The organism is Paraburkholderia sp. BR13444, from assembly GCF_040948755.1.
In the GTDB taxonomy this organism is placed as follows: Bacteria; Pseudomonadota; Gammaproteobacteria; order Burkholderiales; family Burkholderiaceae; genus Paraburkholderia; species Paraburkholderia youngii.
The window spans coordinates 41,571-59,714 of the sequence record NZ_JBFPKM010000011.1 but is presented as its reverse complement, the minus strand read 5'-3'; the positions used below and the strand labels follow the sequence as shown (position 1 = coordinate 59,714).

The following is an 18,144-nucleotide window of genomic DNA, read 5'->3' as shown; positions in this document are numbered from 1 at the left end:
CCACCCCGCACGGCAACTATGGAGCGTTCCATGACTGAAGACGAAGTGCGCGCATCAGCCTACGCGATGCCACTGACGAGCCCCGCCTATCCGAAGGTGCCGTACCGGTTCGTCGATCGCGAGTTCGTGATCATCACGTATCGCACCGATCCAGAAGCGCTTGCGCGAGTGGTTCCGGCTCCGCTCAGGCCTGTCGAGCCGATCGTCAAGTACGAGTTCATCAACATGCCCGATTCGAGCGGGCTTGGCTCCTACACCGAATCCGGCCAGGTGATACCCGTTACGCTCAATGGCGTTGCCGGCGGCTTCACGCATGCGATGTTTCTCGACAGCGAGGCCGGCATCGCCTCCGGTCGAGAACTGCTGGGCTTTCCGAAGGTGCTGGCGCAACCGAAGCTGGAGGTGCGCAACGACGCTCTGGTCGGCACGCTCGACTACAACGGCGTGCGCGTGGCCACGGCGACGATGGCCTATAAGTACAAGCCGCTCGATCTCGCTTCGGTCAGGAAAACCCTCGAGGCGCCGGGCTATCTGCTGAAAATCCTGCCGCACGTGGACTGCACGGCGCGCGTGTGCGAAATCGTCAGGTACTACATCGAGGACCTGACTGTCAAAGGGGCGTGGACAGGTCCGGCGTCGCTGGAACTGCATCCGCACTGCTTCGCACCGGTCGCGAAGCTCCCGGTGCTAGAAATCCTCTCAGCCGTGCATCTGCTGACCGACCTGTCGCTAGGCAGGGCAGAAGTGGTCTACGACTACCTTGCCCATACACCGTCCTGATTCACCTGTGCGAGACACACCATGCCAGAGACAAAGCCTCCCCGCGCGCTGCCGGCCCCCGATAGCGACTTCTACATGATCCACCAGGTCTTGAGCGAAGACGAGCAGGCACTCCTCGCAAGAGTGCGCAGTTTTATGGAACGGACCGTGGCGCCCGTCATCAACCAGTACTGGGCGGAAGACAAGTTTCCGTTCGATCTGATACCGGGCCTTCGCGATCTGAACATCGTCGGCATCGGCTTCAATGGGTATGGTTGCCCCGGCGGCAGCGTTCTGCTCGGCGGCTTCATCGCCATGGAGCTTGCGCGCGTCGACGCTTCGATCGCGACGTTCTTCGGTGTGCAAAGCGGCCTCGCGATGGGCTCGATCTACCTCGGCGGTTCGGAAGAGCAGAAGCAGAAGTGGCTGCCGCCTATGGTTCGCCTCGAAAAGGTCGGCTGCTTCGGGCTGACCGAACCCCTCGTCGGCTCGGGCGCCGGTGGCGGGCTCCTCACCACCGCGAAGCGTGAAGGTGATACCTGGGTACTCAACGGCCAGAAACGCTGGATCGGCAATGCGCCGTGGTGCGATCTGTCCATCATCTGGGCCCGCGACGTCGACGACGATCAGGTGAAGGGATTCATCGTCGAAAACAGAACGACGCCGGGATTTTCGGTCGCGAAGATCGAGCGCAAGGTCGCGTTGCGGGTCGTGCAGAACGGCGTCATCACGATGGAGAACTGCCGCGTGCCTGAGGAAAACCGCTTGCAGGGCGGTTCGACCTTCCGCGACACGGCGCGCGTGCTGCGCCTGACGCGCCAGTATGTGGCCTGGGAGGCGGTGGGCTGCAGCATGGGCGCCTATGAGCACGCGCTCAAGTATGCGCAGACGCGCGAGCAGTTCGGCAAACCGATCGCGTCGTTTCAGTTGGTCCAGGATCTGCTCGCAAAGATGCTCGGCAATATCACCGCCTCGCAGTGCATGGTCGTACGCCTCGCGCAACTCCAGGACCAGGGCAAGCTCAAGGACGAGCACGCCTCGCTCGCCAAGGCGTTCTGCACGGTCCGCATGCGCGAGACGGTCGGCTGGGCGCGCGAGGTACTGGGCGGCAACGGCATCGTCCTCGACTATAGCGTCGCGCGCTTCATGGCCGACTCGGAAGCGCTCTATTCCTATGAGGGGACGCGCGAGATGAATTCACTGATCGTCGGCAAGGCGGTCAGCGGGTTCAGCGCGTTCGTCTAACGTCACGGAGTCCGTACCATGAGCAAGACAATCGAGCGCGTGACGATCATCGGAACTGGGGTCATCGGCGCGAGCTGGGCGGCGCTATTTCTCGCCAAAGGTCTGGATGTGGTCGCGACCGACATCGCCCCCGATGCAAAGCAGAAGCTCGACGAGTTCATCGCTGCTGCGTGGCCGACGCTGGAGCAACTGGGGCTCGCGCCCGGCGCATCGCCTTCGAAGCTTCAGTTCACGGACAACTTCGAAGAAGCCATAGCTGGGAGCGATCTGGTCCAGGAAAACGGACCCGAGCGTATCGCCTTCAAGAAGGACCTCTACCGTCGTCTCGACGAAGCACTGGCGCCCGAGGCGATCATCGCATCGAGTTCGTCGGGCCTGACGATGAGCGAGATTCAATCCGCCTGCCCCAATCATCCCGAACGGTGCGTGATCGGTCACCCGTTCAACCCGCCGCACCTGATACCGCTGGTCGAGATCGTGGGCGGCGCGAAGACCTCCGAAGAGACCATCGAACGCGTCAGCGGGTTCTATCGCGGCCTCGGTAAGCGGACGATCCGCTTGCGCAAGGAGGTTCCGGGCCACGTCGCCAATCGGCTTCAGGCCGCCCTGTTTCGCGAGGTGGTTCACCTGATTGCGGAGGGGGTCGTCAGTGTCGGCGATGCGGACGCCGCGGTTTCGTGGGGCCCGGGTCTGCGTTGGGGGATCATGGGGCCCAGTCTTCTCTATCATCTCGGCGGCGGGCCGGGCGGCATCGAGCACTTCTTCGATCAGTTCACCGGTCCACTGACTGCCTGGTGGCACGTGCTCGGAACCCCGGAACTCACGCCGGATGTGCGGGCGAGCATCATCAAGGGTGTCCGCGAGGAAGTCCAGTCGCGCTCGCTGCGGGAGCTCGCAACGTATCGCGACGAGGTACTAATGGGGCTGCTTCGGCTGCGGAATAAGGAGTAGTGCCTTTTCGCGCCCGAAAGCCAGATGTGATCCCGCTTCGATGTTCGAGCGAGGTGCGAACATGAAAAACCTGCAGCGTCTCATTGCAAGCGTGCTCGTCTTCATGCTGGCCGCGTGCGCTGGTTTGCCTCCCCAGACGAACCGGCCGCAGACTTTTGCGCTCCAAGGCACGCAAACTACGCGGCTCGGCGCGCTAGTCGCGCCCGAAGAGCAGAAGCATCCGGGCGAGACGGCGTTTCATCTGCTGCCGGATCCTACCGATGCGATCGTGGCCCGCATCGCGCTCGCCGAAAAAGCCGACCGTTCGCTCGATCTGCAGTATTACATCTGGCACGACGATCTGGTCGGCCGAGAACTCGCGGCGGCGTTACTTGAGGCAGCGGACCGGGGCGTCCGCGTTCGTGTCCTCCTCGACGACCTGGGCACCAACGCGGACGACCAGGTGCTGCTCGCGCTCAACTCGCATCCGAATGTGAAGATCAGGCTGTTCAATCCGGTCGCGAGCCGGAACTTCAAGTCGCTTGCTACTGCTCTCGAATTTTCGCGGCTGGACCGGCGCATGCATAACAAAGCAATGGTCGCGGACAACGAAGCCGCGATTCTTGGCGGGCGCAATATCGGCGACGAATACTTCGGTGCCTCGAACGTGGTGGCCTTCGGGGATCTGGATGTGCTGGTGCACGGTCCCGTCGTCCGGAAAGTCTCGGAGGCCTTCGACCAGTTCTGGAATTCCGAAGCGAGTTATTCGATCGAGCAACTGGCAGGGCATCCGGCGGAATCGTCTGCGCTGCCCGCCTACCGCGCGAAACTGGATGACTACATCAAATCGGAGCATGACTCTGCGTATGTCGCGCAGGCGAGGGAACGGCTGGCCACGGTCTTCGAACCGGGCGACACCGAATTTGCCTGGGGAGAAGCCACGCTTCTGTACGACGATCCATCCAAGATCACCCGCGACCCGACTGACACGCAAGGCCACTTGATGACGCGGTTCAAGGCCCTGAACCTGAAACCCGCACAGCAGATGCTCATCATCTCGCCTTACTTCGTGCCGGGCAAGGAAGGGGTCGCCTGGATAAGCGACCTGACCGCGCACGGGGTACGCGTCACGGTGCTGACCAATTCGCTGGCGGCAACCGACGTCGTTGCCGTCAATGCCGGATATGAGCACTACCGCGAAGCGCTCCTCGAGGCCGGGGTACACCTCTATGAGCTGAAGCCGGTCGGCTCGGCCGGTGTCAAATCACAACGGAAGTTCTTCGGTTCCTCAAGGGCCTCGTTGCATGCAAAAACGTACGTGTTCGACCGGCAAAGCGTTTTCATCGGCTCGATGAATCTCGATCCTCGCTCGAGCCATCTCAACACGGAAATCGGTGTGCTTTGCAATAGCCCGGCAATTGCCGGTCAGGTGGTCGACGACGTCGAGCCGCACCTGGACCAGATTGCCTGGCGAGTGGAGCTCCGTGCCGACGCGAACGGCTCGAATCGGATCGTCTGGATCGATACCACCGAAAACGGCGCTGTAACGGAATTGGACTCGGAGCCGGACGTCTCTGTTGGGCGGCGTACGAGCGTCTGGTTCATGGGCCTGCTGCCGATCGAGTCGCAGTTATGAGCGCAATGGCGCGCTGCTCGCCGAGTGGCGACAACCGGTGTTTGGCCGTACGAGGTAACCATGTGGATTTACCGTGTCGATGAGCCGCGTCTTGGGCGTATCCGCGTTCGGGAATGGCGCCGCCGTGCGCGACATACCCTCGGGCTGCTCCTGCTGCTTCTGGGCGGCACCACCACCGGGCTGATCGTGCTCGACCGTTCGAATGACTCTTTTCTCAACAGGCTGTTCACCGCGCTTTGGGATGGGGTCAATCTCGTCACGACGATCGGCGACTTCGCCGAGTTGAACGAACGTCAAAAGGTTTTCATGCTGCTGGCAATGTTCGCGACGCTGGTGGTCGGCGGATTCGCGGTGTCGAAGCTGACCGGCATGTTGTCTGGCGACGATGTGATGGCCTATCGGGAGAACAGGATCATGGAACGCAAGCTCGAACAGCTCGCCAATCACGTCGTCGTGGTTGGATTCCATTCCCTCGGCATGCTGGTCGCCGATCGATTGCGTGATGCGGGGCAGTTGGTCCTCGTCCTCGTCGGTGATGAGGGGCAGGCCGAACGTGCGGCAGATCATGACCATATGGTCGTGCTCGGCTCGCCCGACGCGTTCGACGACGTGCTCAAGGATGCACGGCTTGATAGCGCCAGCGCGCTCGTCGTCACGACACCCGACAGCAACAACAATCTGGCAATCACCTTGCTCGCGCATACGCTGAATCCCGCACTCCCGATTGCCGTCCCCGGTGAAAATCCATTGAGAAAAGGGCTGTTCGAGAACGCGGGCGCATCCAACGTGATCATCGGCGATGTGATCATCGCGGATGCCCTGGTCGACAAACTCACAAACCGAGTGGAGGCGACAACATGAAACCTGCTGCTTCGATGGAACCTCTCCTGCATCGCATGCCTTTTTTGCAGGGCCTTTTACCGATCAACGCCGCACAGCTGCCGCACGACGTCGTTGCCGGAATCACGCTGGCGGCGCTCGGCATTCCCGAAGTGATGGGGTACACGAAGATTGCCGGCACGCCGACGGTCACCGGCCTCTACACGATCCTGCTGCCTCTGGTCGCATTCGCCTTCTTCGGGGCATCGCGCCAACTGGTGGTGGCTGCGGACTCCGCCACGGCGGCCATCCTTGCCGGTATGTTGACCGCCGTCGCCGCGGTGGGCAGCAAGGAATATGTCGGCCTGACCAGCACCGTTGCGCTGATGGTAGCGGTAATGCTCGTGATTGCGCGCGTGTTCCGGCTGGGATTTCTCGCCGACTTCCTTGCCCGAAGTGCGCTGATCGGCTTTCTGACAGGCGTCGGCGTGCAGGTCGCGGCGGGCGAGTTCGCCGGACTGCTCGGGCTCCCGAAAGCGGGGCATGGGCCGATCATGCAAGTCGTGTCCGTGTTTCAGCGCATCGCTGAGACGAACACACCGACGGCGGCGTTGGCCATTGCAGTGCTCGCCGTGATAGTCGGGTGCAAACGCTTCGCGCCGCGCGCCCCAGGCGCGCTGATCGCCGTGATCGGCTCTATCGTGGCGAGCGCGATGTTCGGTTTTTCCTCGCACGGCATTGCGGTTACGGGTGACGTGCCGGGCGGCTTGCCTTCGTTGTTCCTGCCGCCGATGCATACGAACGCGATCAATCAGGTGCTCGCCACGGCCGCATCGTGTTTCATCGTCATCATCGCGCAGAGCGCCGCAACCGCGCGCGCGTATGCCAACCGCTACAACGAGAAGGGCGACGACAATGCCGACATCATCGGCCTCGCCGCTGCGAACGCTGCGGCGGCGTTCACGGGCACGTTCGTCGTCAATGGGAGCCCGACCAAGACGGAGATGGTGGACGAAGCGGGCGGCCGCACGCAGGTCGCTCATCTTACGACGGCAGCAATCGTCCTTCTGGTGTTGCTGTTTCTCACGAAGCCGCTTGGTTTTCTGCCTGCCGCGGTACTGTCGGCCATCGTCTTCATGATCGGTGTGAAACTGATCGACGTTAAGGGGATGGCCGAGCTGTACCGCATGCAGAAGGACGAGTTCGTCGTGGCGTTGCTGACGGCGGGCGTCGTGGTGTTCGTCGATGTGATGCACGGCATTCTGGCTGCCGTCGTACTTTCGCTGATCGCGCATGCGCGGCATAGCTACCGGCTGCGCACGCGTGTGCTGACGCGCGGCCCCGCGGACCGGTGGCTCGCGCATCATGTGGCACCCAATCTGCTCGCGGCACCCGGCATCGTTGTTTACCGGTTCGAGGCCGATCTGTTCTACGCGAACGCCGGCCGCTTCACTGAGGAAGTGCTCAAAGTCGTGACCGAAGCGAGCCCACCCTTGCGCTGGATCGTGGTCGACGCGACCGAGATCTACAACATCGACTACACGGCGGGCAAGACCTTGGTCCAACTGGGCTCGGAACTCGACAAGCGCGGTGTCGGCATTGCCGCCGTCGCGCTTGCGACGGGCGTGCGACACCAGATCGAACGGTATCAGGCACTGCGTGCGCGCGGCGCGCATCGCGAGATCTTTGCGACGGTCGACGCTGCAGTCGACACGCTGCGCGATCTGGCGCCCACGCCATCGACATCCGAAGCGGGATCCGCGGCTGCTTCGGGCAGCAAACCAGCATGAGGCAGGCAATCTGACGAGGCGGCCTTGACGCTGAATTGAAAGGAAGGTGGCACATGCTCAATACCGTTGCTGCGAATCATCCTGGGCCCGCCAAGGAACGCATCGATCGGAAGACCATGGCGGTACCAGGCGATCCTTCCACGATGTTTGCGGGCCGCGGCACGCTGACCATGAGAATGGAGCGTGGCAAGGCGGCGCGCAAGGCGGTCTCGCGTGACAGGCTCGCCGACTGCAGGATCGAAGATCGTGATCCGCTCGCGCTACTCGAAGCGTCCAACGCAGGCCGGGTGACGGAGCTGATTCCGATCCGCTACGGGCGTATGGTGCAGAATCCATTCGCGTTCTATCGCGGCGCGGCGCCGCTGATGGCGTTCGACCTGTCGAGGCTGCCGCACTCCAACGTGAACGTGCAGCTCGGCGGCGATGCACATCTGGCCAATTTCGGACTGTTCGCGAGCCCGGAGCGTCGCATTCTGTTTGGGCCAAATGACTTCGACGAAACGTTGCCGGGCCCCTTCGACTGGGATGTGCGCCGGCTAGCGGCCTCGTTCGTGATCGCAGCGCGTGAGCGCGGATTCGCCACTCGCGACCAGCGCAGCGTCGTGCGCCGGTTGTGCGAAACGTTCCGGCACCGGATGGCCGGGTTCAGCCGCATGGACACGCTCGACGTCTGGTACGGCCAGTTCGGGACCGGCAGCATGCTGGCCATGGCCGATTCGGAGCGGGAACGAAAAAAGGAACGGGCCGTCATCGACATGGCCCGGCTGCAGTCGTCGCGCTCCGTGATGAATCATTCGACCGAGTTGGTTAACGGCAAGCTGCGCATCAAGGATGTGCCGCCGCTCGTGTATCACGTTCCTCTGGAAAACCCGCACGACCAGAAGCACTACGATGCGCTGGTACGGCACTTCTTCGCCGACTATCGGCTGACGCTTCCGGACGACAGGCGCGCCCTGTTCGACCGCTATGAACTGGTGGATGTAGCAATACGCGTCGTGGGAATTGGATCGGTGGGCACGCGCTGTTATGAGGCGCTTTTCATGGCCGATGGCGAGTGTCCGCTGTTTCTGCAATTGAAGGAGGCGAGGGCTTCGGTTCTGGAGGACTATTTGCCGCCGAGTCGCTTCCCTAATCACGGCCAGCGCGTCGTGAACGGGCAGCGCCTGCTGCAGTCGGCCAGCGATATTTTTCTCGGCTGGTCGAAGATGCAGCATACGGGCAATGACTTCTACGTGCGGCAACTGCGTGACATGAAGGGCGCCTTCGACTTCACGACCTTCGATGCCGAAGACCTCAGCGAATACGCGGCCTCCTGTGCTCACGCGCTGGCGCATTCGATGGCGAAAGCGGGCGATCCGGCGCTACTCATCGGATATCTCGGCAAGTCGGAGCAATTCGACGAAGCCATCGAGCGGTTCGCCCTCGCGTATGCCGATCAGAATGAGAAGGACTGGTCGGTCTTGAAGGCCGCAGTCAAGGCCGGTCGTGTTCAGGTTCTGACGTGATTCAGTGGGGCGGCCCCCCGGAGGTCGCGGTCTCGAAGCTCAGTCCGCGATATCTTCCGCGTCGTTGGTCGGAAGTACGATTTGAAAGACGCTGCCGCTAGACGTGTTCGCGTCTGCCCACATGCGTCCCCCGTGTGCCTCGACGATCGATCGGCAGATCGACAGCCCCATACCCATGCCGCCTGACTTGGTGGTGTAGAACGGGTCGAAGATTCGCTCGATATTCTCCGGTGCGATGCCGGGCCCCGAATCCCGCACCGTGACGCGTACGCCGCCTGACCCGTTCGGCGAGGTCTCGATCAGCAGTTCGCGCGGCGCGCCGGTCTCGCTCGTCATCGCTTCGAGAGCGTTGAGTATCAGATTGAGCATCACCTGCTGCAATTGAACGCGGTCTCCACGGACCATCGGCAAGTTTTCCGAAAATGCCAGTTGCACCGATACGTCGTTCTCCGTCAGATCGCCACGGCTCAGTTCGACGACCTCGACGATGGCTTCGCTGATTCGCAGGGTATCTTTGTGCTGGGGGGCCTTCGTGACGAGTTCGCGGATACGGGCGAGTACGTCCCCCGCCCGTATGGCATCGGCGACGACTCGATCGAGCGCCTGCTGTGCCTCTCTCAGCCTCGGCGGCTCGGAGCGCAGCCACCGCATGGCCGCCTGCGCGTTAATGGCCGACGCGGCGATCGGCTGCTTGATTTCGTGGGCGATCGAGGCGGTGAGCTGGCCGACCGTCGCTAGGCGGTTCGCACGCGCGAGCGAAGATTGCATCTCGCGATAGCGCTGTTCGGCTTGGCGTGTTTCGGTCTCGGCACGCTTGCGCTCAGTCAGATCGATGACGAAGGCTACGCCCTCGTCGGACTGCTCACAAAAAGCGGCAAAGCCGATCAGGATTGGCACCCGTAGGCCATCCTTACGGGTGTATTCCTTTTCGAACGGTTGGACGATGCCGGCCGTCTTCAGCTCGACGAGCGTGCGCAAATCGCGCTCGCGCCATTCGGGCGGGCTGAGGTCTTCCCGTTTGACCCGGCCCGCGACGATATCGGTCCGGTCATAGCCTACCATCTGAAGAAACGCATCGTTGGCCTCGACGATCTGGCCATCGAACCGCCAAATGAAGATCCCGATGATGTTGGCCTCGACGAGGCGCCGGATCTTTGCTTCGCGTTCCGCCAGGTCGAGATACAGCCGGGAATTTTCGAGCGAAATGGCCGCTTGAGATGCCAGCAGTTTCAGCATGGCGATCCGCGCTGCGGTAAACACGTGGGACGCGAGATTGTTTTCGAGGTACAGCACGCCGAGCAGTTTGGCGCCGTTGATCAGCGGAAGGCAAAGTATCGACCGTGCGCGAAACCGGGCGATATACGGGTCGGAGGAAAACGGGTTCCGGGCCGATGCATCGGCAAGGATCACGGTTTCACGGGTTCGCGCGACGTAATGCACGATGGATTCCGGCAGCGCAGCGCCCGATCGCGGCTGCGCGACGACCATGTCGCTGCCAGCGAAAGCTTCTGCCTCGGCCTGTAATTCACCGTCTCGCGGTGTGATCAGGAGGCCGCGGGCGGCACCCGCATATTCGATCGCATGGCGCAACAACGTATCGATCAGACGCTCTGGAACGACCTCGCCGAAAACGGCCTGCGAGACCTTTATGACGGCGGACAGATCGAGGTGCTCCGCAGGTGCGCCGATCGTGATCGCCGGCCGCACGCCCGATTCCTCCGCGAGGAACTGCGGGAATCGTTCATCGAGTTGCCGCACTTTTGCATCGGCACCCCAGCGCAGATAACCCGAACGGGCATCGCGCATGTGCAGACGCGCGACTGCTTCGAACCCGCGTGCTGCGTAGAATTGTGCTGCCGTTTCGCAGGCGAGCGCTTCGTTATGGACGAACCCGCTTTCGCGTGCCGAGCGGATCGCCAACTCGTAAAGGCGCATCGTTTTTTCGAGTTCCGTGCCGTCGAGGCGCGCGATTTCGGCCGCCACCAATGCTCTTCGGCTTTCGAAATTTTCCGGGCAATTCGCGGCCCATGCCTGTAGTTTTCTGTGATCGATAGCCATCGCGTCCAGATGCTGCCTGCGCTGCAGCGGTGACTCCATCTCGCAGATCGCAGCGCGCGAAAGGGCGTCGAAAAAGTGATATTCCACTATCTCGAGTGATCCGAAATGCTTCGTCAAAACAGGTTCAGCCTTCGATGATGCCTCGAGGGCTATCCGATAGTCGCCCGCAAAGAAGCGGGCTTGGAGCTTTCGAATCCAATACCAGCATGCCACCGCCGCTAAAGCCGGCTTGCTGGAAAAATTCAGCTCGAACTGGTGTTCATTGAACTGGTTATCATCGAACGATCCGAACTTCTGCGTGAGTCCCCGAAGCGTCCTGACAAGCTGAAGCTGCGGCGTGATGAGATCCGCGCCAAATCCGAATCGAACCGCTCGCGCGAAATCGAGGCCATGTTCGGCGCCACGTTGCACCTCGACGAGTGGATCGCCCGCTAGCAGAAGATTGGTGTTGAGGTGGGCACAGCTGTATGCCGCATAAGTGCAATCGCCGATCTGGCTGGCAACGTCCATGGCGCGATGCAGAGGTTCGCGGGCCATTCGGACAGGATTCGTCCATTGCGCGACGAGACCGAACGTCTCATAGGTCCGCGCCTGAAAGTGTTTCGTCGCGCGTCGTTCGACCAGTTCATAGCCGAGCCGCGCAAATCGGAATCCGGCCGGATAGTCGCCGAAATAGAAACCGGCTATCAGACCGAGCCGTACGTAGGCGGCGCACGACGCATCGCAAACGCCGCGCTCGAGGCTAAGATTGACCGCTCGACAGATCAACAGGGCGTAGAGGTGGATGTCTGTAAACAGCGCTGCTGGAAAGAGCCTGGTCAGCACGTCAAAGAAGGCAACGCTAGCAGCGTCGCTCATCACGGGCAGGTCGACGAGCTCCTCTATCGTGCGCTTGCCTAGCGATGTCCAGATCCGCGCGTATTCGACTTGCACCTGCGCTTCGGTTGGATGCGCTGAGCAGTCGACGCCCTCATGACGCAGATAATCGAGTGCGGCGGCGACGGTGCGATCACTCTGGCCGAGCATGACGTAGACATCGGCTTGCTGGCTTGTGACCATCGCCCGTTCGACGTTATCGGCAGCGCGTGTCGACAACATCGCCAGACGGTTTTCGGCTGACTTTAGATGGCCCGTCAACATTTCGCATTCGGCGCGGTGAATGGCGAGGGAGAAGGCGAGTCGATGCTGGCGCGCCCAGCCGTCTTCCATCAGCAGCTCCGCGCCTGCCTTGAGGTAATTGAGCGCTGACGCGTAGGCCGCCGACATCATGGCGTGCTTGCCGGCGAGCAGGTTCAGCTCGGCGACCAGCTGACGCTCCTCTGGTGTCACGATCAGTGCATTCGCACGATCGAACTGGCTGACGATATCGAAGACAGACTGCTCCCTTTTCTCCGGTGGAAGTCGGGCCGCGAGCAGCCGCCCGATTCGCAGGTGCATGTCTGCCCGGCTGGCTACCGGAATCAGCGAATAGGCGGCCTCCAGTATCCGGTCATGAGCAAACCGGTAGGCGCCCTCCTGACGGATGATCAGCTGTTGGCGGACCGCCTCCCACAGATTGGCGCTGACCGTTCGCTCCGAGCTCTCGCACACGGTTGCAAGTGTGGCGGCTTCGGCGATGTTGCCGAGGCATGCGAGTAATTGAAGGGTCTTCAGGGTTCTGCCAGGCAGACGGCTGAGCTTTCCGACCATGAGCTCGACGACGTTTTCCGTGTGGCCCATGGCGGCGATCTGGCGCAGCTCCCATGACCAGCACCCGAGCGCATGATCGAAGCTGAGCAAGTCCTCGTCGACGAGCGCCACGAGAAACTGGAGCGTGAAGAAAGGGTTGCCGCCGGTCTTCTCTTGTAGCAAACGCGCAAGCGGCGCCGCGCGCTCAGGTGCGCAGCGCATTGAATCGGCGATCAATTGCGCAAGCGTGTCGGGCATCAGCGGCTCGAGCCTGATTTCATGCACGGCCGCGCCCACCCCATGGATTGCAGCGAGCTTGCCTGTGAGCTCATCAGTGGCATCCGCTTCGTTATCGCGGTAGGCACCGATCAACAGGAAGTGCTGCAAGTCCGATCGTGTCAACAGGAAATCGAGCAGATCGAGCGTCGCCGCATCGAGCCACTGGAGATCGTCGAGAAATAGCACGAGCGGATGTTCAGGCGTGGCGAAGACCTCAATGAAGCGCCGGAACACGAGCTGAAAGCGGCGTTGTGCATCTTCGGGGGGAAGCTCGGGGACCGGTGGCTGTTCGCCGATCACGGTGGCGAGCGCCGGCACCAGGTTCAGGATCAAGGCCCCGCCCGGATCGAGTGCTGCGCATAGCGCGGCACGCCAGCGGCCCAGCTCGGCTTCCCCGCTACCGAGGAGCGGCCGAATCAGGCGTTGCAAGGCCTGCGCCAACGTTGCGTAGGGGATCTCACGCTTGTATCGATCGCACTTCCCAGCGGCGAAGATGCCTCGCGAAGAGCCGAGCTCCTTCTGGAATTCGTGTACGAGAGCTGACTTGCCGATGCCTGAGTGCCCGGTGAGGAGCACTAGCTCCACTTTGCCGCCGCTCACGCGATCGAAAGCGCGCCGCAACGTATCGAGTTCGCGCGCCCGGCCGTACAGCTTCTCGGGGATCAAAAGCCGGTCGGGTGTATCGCACACGCCGAGCAGGAAGTCGTCGATGAGTTCCGCGGTTTCCCACTGGAGCAGACAACAGCGCAAATCGTGCTCGACGCCGAACGCAGTCTGGTACCTGTCTTCAGCTGACTTGGCGAGCAGCTTCATGACGATCGCCGAAACTGGCCCCGGTATCGTCCTGTCGAGCTCCGCTGGAGGCACCGGCTGCCGCGCGATATGGCAGTGCACCCATTCCATCGGGTCGGACGCGCTGAACGGGAAGACGCCCGTCAACATCCTGTAGTAGGTCACACCCAACGAGTAAAGGTCGCTACGCGAATCGACCGACCGGTTCATTCGTCCGGTCTGTTCAGGCGCCATGAAAGCGAGGGTCCCTTCGATGAACTCGGGCGGCTTCGGCGTTTGGTGCTCGCGCGGCAGTTGCATGGCGATGCCGAAGCCCGTCAACTTTGCCGCGCCGGTCGCGCGATTCACGACGATGTGGGCTGGCTTCACATCCTTGTGGACGAGCCCCCGCGCGTGAAGCTTGCCCAAGGCAATAACAATGCCGGTGGCGATCCGAAGAAAGTCCTTCGTGTCCATTGGCGAGGTGAACCGCTCGAGCGGTTCGCCGCCAGGATCCTCGAGCACGAGCGCAGCGTGGCCATGTTCGCGCAGCAGCATGAGCGGCCGCACCGCCGCCGATTCGTCGAGTTCGTCCGCGAGCGCGTACTCATGCGCAAGGCGATCGACGACAGCCTGACTGGGATGAGGGTCCGCAGGCCGCACTATCAGCACGGACTCGCGGATGCCATCGGCGCGGACTCGCGATCCCCGGTAGAACGCGCACTCGCCGTCTTCCCACACGAACTGAAGCGGATCGCTCGTATCGATATCAACCGAACTGAATGAGACACTCAACTCGCTCCCTCCCTTATCAGGTGGTCTGGCCTCGCTTGATTCGGAAGTGGCTACCCAAGCCGATGCGCCCCATCCTGGGATCGTATGACTATTGGGCTGCGGATGATCTATACCACCGGATCGCCGTCGTCAGTGACGTCAATCATTCTGCAATCGTACTCCCGGCGAAAGCGTTGCTTTCGGATTTAGGACCTTTACGGCCGCCAGGCAGGTTTAAATATCGATAACTTATTGTTCAAGCGCTCGCCCTTGACGGCGCCCAACTTTGCGCGCGGCTCTGTGAGCGTTGTTAAGCGACTAAGGAATTCATTGCCGCGCTGGGACCTGGTGCCCGGCCCTGCCTTTCCTTCGGTTTTTCGGACGGCACTATACTTAAGCATTGCTGTTGCGAGCATTTATTGGATAAGATCCGGGGCGTTAAAGCAAATTTCTCTACCAGACGACACAAGCTCGAACACAGTAAGACCACGGTGTCAGCCGATGTTGGTCGCTTTGGGGTGGGGCAATATGGCGTGCGGTTAGTTGTAGCGGACTCACCAGGCAGCGTTCCCACATGGAGAAAGAAGATGAGTGCGATACCGGTTTCGACTTCGATCGCCGGGACGGGCGGGGGCGCACAATCGGTGGTCTATGTCATCGACGACGATGAGTCGATGCGCATCGCGCTGACGAACCTGCTGGATTCCTTCGGCCTGCATGTCGAGACTTTCGCCTCGCCCCGGGAATTTCTCGCGTTCCCCAAGGCCGACATACCTTCCTGCCTGATTCTCGACGTCAGATTACGTGGCGAAAGCGGCCTTGCCTTCCAGCAGCAGGGCGCAAAGAGCGGCCTGCGCATGCCGGTTCTGTTCATGACGGGGTACGGCGATGTTCCGATGTCGGTCAGGGCAATGAAAGCCGGAGCGCTGGACTTTTTCACCAAGCCATTTCGTGAGCAGGACATGCTGGATGCCGTTGTCCAGGCACTGGCGCGCGACCATGAACGGCTCGTCGCGGACCAATCGGTGGCATCACTTCGCAACGCTTACGAATTACTTTCGTTGCGCGAGCGAGAAGTCATGGGTTACGTCATAGCGGGTTTGCTGAACAAGCAGATCGCCTCCGAGATGGACGTCAGGGAAGTGACAGTGAAGATCCATAGGGCGCAGGTGATGAAAAAGATGGCGGCACGCTCCGTGGCGGAGCTTGTCAGGATGGCGGCGGCCTTGGGGGTCGAGCCAGAAGCCTGAGCGACGATGTCTTCGGCCCGGGGTGCGTTCTACATGGTAGATCTCTCTACTTATCGGTTGACCACGCTGCGGACCGGCGAGTACACGCTGCGCCGCGGCACTCGCGACGGGCTGAATCCTATTTTGCTCGTCACGCCGGCCGCATCAGAGCGTGCGGAACTGGTCAAACGGCTAGAGCATGAATATTCCCTCGAATCCGAGCTCTGCTCCGACTGGGCGGCGCGGCCTATCGCGCTGTTGCACTTCGAAGGCAGTACGACGCTTGTGCTCGAGGACCCGGGCGGCGAGCCGCTTGATTGTCTCGTCGGTCATTCGTTGGACATTCCAAGCTTTCTGCGTGTTGGGATCGCGCTCGCGCAGGCGCTTGACCGCATGCATGAGCGAGGGCTGATGCACCTCGACATCAGGCCCGCGAACGTCGTCGTGGACATGGTCCGTGGCCACGCATGGCTGACCGGGTTCAGCATCGCGTTGCGGCATCCGCGTGAGAATCGGCTTCCTGACTGGCCAGAAATCATTGCTGGAACGCCTGCCTATATGGCGCCTGAGCAGATGGGCCGGATGAACCGCTGTGTCGATTCGCGCAGCGATCTCTACGCGTTGGGCGTCACGCTTTATGAAATCCTGACCGGTGCGCTGCCGTTTGTCACGAAGGATCCGATCGAATTGATCGATTGCCATGTCGCGCGCCAGGCGATTTCGCCCAGCGACGGTCCGACCGGGGTACCCCTGCAGATTTCGAGCGTGTTGATGAAGCTTCTGGCAAAGACTGTCGAGGAGCGCTATCAAACGGCCGCTGGGGTGGAGGCAGACCTTAGAAAGTGCCTCGCCGCATGGGAGGCCGCCAGCCAGTTCGGAACGCTCGATTCTGATCAGCGCGGCCCCGCTTCCGCGCTCGCTGCCCAGTGCGAAGCGCGGCACCCTAAATCGCGCGAGCGTGCGCCGGCCATGTTGCTGCCGCCAATTGAAGCTTGGACCGAGCAGATCGATCTTGGCACCGTCGTCAGGATGTCTCAAGCCATAGGCAGCGAGATCGTTAGCGACAAGCTGATCGAAACATTGATGGTGCTGGCCGTCGAGCACGCTGGAGCAGACTACGGGCTGCTGGTTATTCCTCAGGAGGGGAAATTTCGCGTCGAAGCTGAAGCGAGTGTCGATCGCGGGGCCGTGCGGGTGCATATCGTGCGGGCGCCGGTCAGGTCGGCGCAGGCGCCGGTATCCATCCTCGATCAGGTCGCGCGCAGCAAGCAACCCGCGATTCTCGACGACGTGGGAACACTCGGCGCCCAACCCGCCGACGCGTACTTCAGTCACAAACCCGTGCGCTCCATCCTGTGCCTGCCGCTGATCAAGCAGGCCGAGCTGATCGGCATGCTGTACCTCGAGAACAGTCTCGCCTCGCATGCTTTTCCGGCCGCCCGGATCGCGGTGCTGGAACTCCTTTCGTCGCAGGCGGCGATCTCGCTGGAAAACGCGCGTCTCTACGCCGAGCTGGTTCACGAAAACGCGGATCGGCGCGATGCCGAAGAGGCGCTCAGAGCGAGCGAGGCATCGCTCAACGAGGCACAGAAGATAAGCCACACCGGCAGCTGGCGGTGGCGGCCCGAAACCGGCGATGTTTCGTCTTCGGAAGAGCTGCGGCGCATCTTCGGGTTCGAAACGAAGGCGCAGGCGTCATATGAGTCGTTCCTAGGGCGCATCCGTCCTGAAGAACGAACGTCGTTCGAGCGGGTGCTTGAAGGCGCCGTACGCGAAAGGCGGCGGTTCCGGCACGAGCATCACATCGAACTCCCGGACGGAGCCGTCAGATATCTGCAGGTGGTGGGGCAGCCCGATATCACGGCATCTGGGGCACTGGAATTCATCGGCACCGTAATGGACATCACGGAGCGCAAGCGTGCGGAGGAGGCGCTAAGAGATGCGCAAACGGAACTCTCGCGCATCGCCCGCCTGACGACCATGGGCCAGCTGGTCGCTTCGATTGCCCACGAAATCAATCAGCCTCTGGGGGCGATCTCCGCCAACGGTACCGCATGCATGAACTGGCTCAACCGCGAGAATCCCGATCTCGCTAGCATGCGCGGCGCGATGGCCCGCATCGTTCACGACGCACACCGCGCTGGCGACGTGATCCGCGGATTGCGCGCGCTCGTATCGAAGTCGGGGCCGCAACTGACGAAGGTCGACATCAATGACGCCATCGCGGACGTGCTGGCGCTGACCCGGGTCGAATTGCAAGAGCAGGGCGTGGCGCTTCGCACCGACCTGGCGCCGGACGTCGGTTTCGTATTTGGCGACCCGGTGCAACTGCAGCAGGTGCTGCTCAACCTGATCATGAATGGGATCGAAGCGATGGCCGCCGCGACTCCCGACCCGAAAGCGCTCACTATCACGTCACAGGCCGCGGAAATTGGCGGTATACGCGTTGCCGTGCAAGACACCGGCGCAGGGCTCGACCCGGCGACGTCCGACCGGCTGTTCGAGCCGTTCTTTACGACGAAGCTCGTCGGTATGGGCATGGGACTATCGATTTGCAAGTCGATCGTCGAAGCCCACGGCGGCCATCTGTGGGCGAGGCAGAATGCGCCGCATGGCGCAATCTTTCAGTTCGTGCTGCCGAACTGCGCCCCCTAGAAGTCCGTTCACATTAATAATGGGCT

General features: G+C 61.7%; 10 protein-coding genes. 9 read left to right on the top strand and 1 reads right to left on the bottom strand.

The features are described 5' to 3' along the window. Positions 1-30: 30 nt before the first annotated feature. The 7 genes from AB3X95_RS27250 (at position 31) to AB3X95_RS27220 (ending at position 8,684) form a co-directional block, all read left to right on the top strand. Positions 31-780, top strand: coding sequence for an acetoacetate decarboxylase (locus AB3X95_RS27250; RefSeq protein WP_176123060.1), 750 nt, complete (start codon positions 31-33; stop codon positions 778-780). Between the two features lie 21 nt (positions 781-801). After that, positions 802-2,004, top strand: coding sequence for an acyl-CoA dehydrogenase family protein (locus AB3X95_RS27245; RefSeq protein ID WP_176123059.1), 1,203 nt, complete (start codon positions 802-804; stop codon positions 2,002-2,004). Between the two features lie 18 nt (positions 2,005-2,022). Continuing rightward, entirely contained in the window at positions 2,023-2,955 is a 933-nt protein-coding gene (locus AB3X95_RS27240) for a 3-hydroxyacyl-CoA dehydrogenase NAD-binding domain-containing protein (protein WP_176123058.1), read from the top strand. Between the two features lie 61 nt (positions 2,956-3,016). Further along, complete coding sequence (locus AB3X95_RS27235) at positions 3,017-4,570, top strand: phospholipase D family protein (protein WP_368623023.1); 1,554 nt, start codon at positions 3,017-3,019, stop codon at positions 4,568-4,570. 60 nt (positions 4,571-4,630) lie between these two features. Continuing rightward, the gene (locus AB3X95_RS27230; protein ID WP_176123056.1) at positions 4,631-5,431 is read left to right on the top strand and encodes a TrkA family potassium uptake protein; all 801 of its coding nucleotides are present in this window, start codon (positions 4,631-4,633) and stop codon (positions 5,429-5,431) included. Further along, complete coding sequence (locus AB3X95_RS27225) at positions 5,428-7,179, top strand: SulP family inorganic anion transporter (RefSeq protein ID WP_176123055.1); 1,752 nt, start codon at positions 5,428-5,430, stop codon at positions 7,177-7,179. The genes AB3X95_RS27230 and AB3X95_RS27225 overlap by 4 nt, the downstream gene beginning before the upstream one ends. A 53-nt stretch (positions 7,180-7,232) precedes the next feature. Beyond that, positions 7,233-8,684 carry a DUF2252 domain-containing protein gene (locus AB3X95_RS27220; protein ID WP_368623022.1) on the top strand — a complete coding sequence of 484 codons (1,452 nt, stop codon included), beginning with the start codon at positions 7,233-7,235 and terminating at the stop codon, positions 8,682-8,684. Positions 8,685-8,723: 39 nt separating this feature from the next. Here AB3X95_RS27220 and AB3X95_RS27215 read toward each other — a convergent pair whose 3' ends face one another. Further along, positions 8,724-14,255 (bottom strand): AAA family ATPase, encoded by a 5,532-nt coding sequence (locus AB3X95_RS27215; protein WP_368623021.1) that lies wholly within the window; start codon positions 14,253-14,255, stop codon positions 8,724-8,726. 566 nt (positions 14,256-14,821) lie between these two features. Between AB3X95_RS27215 and AB3X95_RS27210 the strand changes: the two genes are divergently transcribed. Both AB3X95_RS27210 and AB3X95_RS27205 read left to right on the top strand, forming a co-directional pair. After that, positions 14,822-15,484, top strand: coding sequence for a response regulator transcription factor (locus tag AB3X95_RS27210; protein WP_176123052.1), 663 nt, complete (start codon positions 14,822-14,824; stop codon positions 15,482-15,484). Between the two features lie 123 nt (positions 15,485-15,607). Next, entirely contained in the window at positions 15,608-18,118 is a 2,511-nt protein-coding gene (locus AB3X95_RS27205; protein ID WP_368623020.1) for an ATP-binding protein, read from the top strand. Positions 18,119-18,144 lie beyond the last annotated feature (26 nt).

Bases quoted from the DNA above. Each gene is read 5' to 3' on its own strand.
- AB3X95_RS27245 (WP_176123059.1), top strand. From the start codon at position 802: ATGCCAGAGACAAAGCCTCCCCGCGCGCTGCCGGCCCCCGATAGCGAC.
- AB3X95_RS27225 (WP_176123055.1), top strand. From the start codon at position 5,428: ATGAAACCTGCTGCTTCGATGGAACCTCTCCTGCATCGCATGCCTTTT.
- AB3X95_RS27220 (WP_368623022.1), top strand. From the start codon at position 7,233: ATGCTCAATACCGTTGCTGCGAATCATCCTGGGCCCGCCAAGGAACGC.
- AB3X95_RS27240 (WP_176123058.1), top strand. From the start codon at position 2,023: ATGAGCAAGACAATCGAGCGCGTGACGATCATCGGAACTGGGGTCATC.
- AB3X95_RS27250 (WP_176123060.1), top strand. From the start codon at position 31: ATGACTGAAGACGAAGTGCGCGCATCAGCCTACGCGATGCCACTGACG.
- AB3X95_RS27210 (WP_176123052.1), top strand. From the start codon at position 14,822: ATGAGTGCGATACCGGTTTCGACTTCGATCGCCGGGACGGGCGGGGGC.
- AB3X95_RS27235 (WP_368623023.1), top strand. From the start codon at position 3,017: ATGAAAAACCTGCAGCGTCTCATTGCAAGCGTGCTCGTCTTCATGCTG.
- AB3X95_RS27230 (WP_176123056.1), top strand. From the start codon at position 4,631: ATGTGGATTTACCGTGTCGATGAGCCGCGTCTTGGGCGTATCCGCGTT.